The organism is Acinetobacter sp. HA (assembly GCF_000264725.1).
GTDB classification, from domain to species: domain Bacteria; phylum Pseudomonadota; class Gammaproteobacteria; order Pseudomonadales; family Moraxellaceae; genus Acinetobacter; species Acinetobacter schindleri.
On sequence record NZ_AJXD01000086.1, the window covers coordinates 1 to 507 of the forward strand.

Sequence of the window (507 nt, forward strand, 5' to 3'; positions counted from 1 at the left end):
TTTCTGATCATTCTTATATTGCGATAAAGCGTACACAGCCCAAATCATAGCAGGGATCCAACCTAGGATCGTAATTTGAAGAAATAAACACATTATTCCTGCGAATGGACGACCGATAGTAAAAAAATAATAACCAAGGAAAAAGCAAAGCTGGCAGAAGTCTCATATTACAGTCCTATTGATGCGTTATTTCGGAAGAGTTAATGGTCCACAAGGGGTAAATTAAACAGCTTGCGATCTCTTTCATCCGTCAAATACTTATCCATCTGAGCAATTAGTTTAGCTCGGGCTTGCTCATCATCTTCAGTGATTTTTAGCATACAGGATCCGATTAAAATCTTGCGTCTGGTATCATCTTTTCGGGCTTGCTCTTTCTCTTTGGCACGTTCTCTTGCAAGTGCTGCCTGTCTTTGAGCTTTCAGTTGTTTCAGCTTTTCTTCCTGGGCCTTGATTTTGCTGTCTAGTGTTTCAGTAACGCTCATTAATCCAATACCATCATCCTGGGAA

Annotated in this window: 1 protein-coding gene and 1 pseudogene; both read right to left on the bottom strand. The window is 40.2% G+C overall.

The features are described from left to right. A pseudogene (locus HADU_RS15925) lies at positions 1 to 166 on the bottom strand (YqaE/Pmp3 family membrane protein); the annotation flags it as partial. Positions 167 to 200: 34 nt separating this feature from the next. Continuing rightward, positions 201 to 482 carry a hypothetical protein gene (locus HADU_RS11905; protein WP_050977187.1) on the bottom strand — a complete coding sequence of 94 codons (282 nt, stop codon included), beginning with the start codon at positions 480 to 482 and terminating at the stop codon, positions 201 to 203. Positions 483 to 507 lie beyond the last annotated feature (25 nt).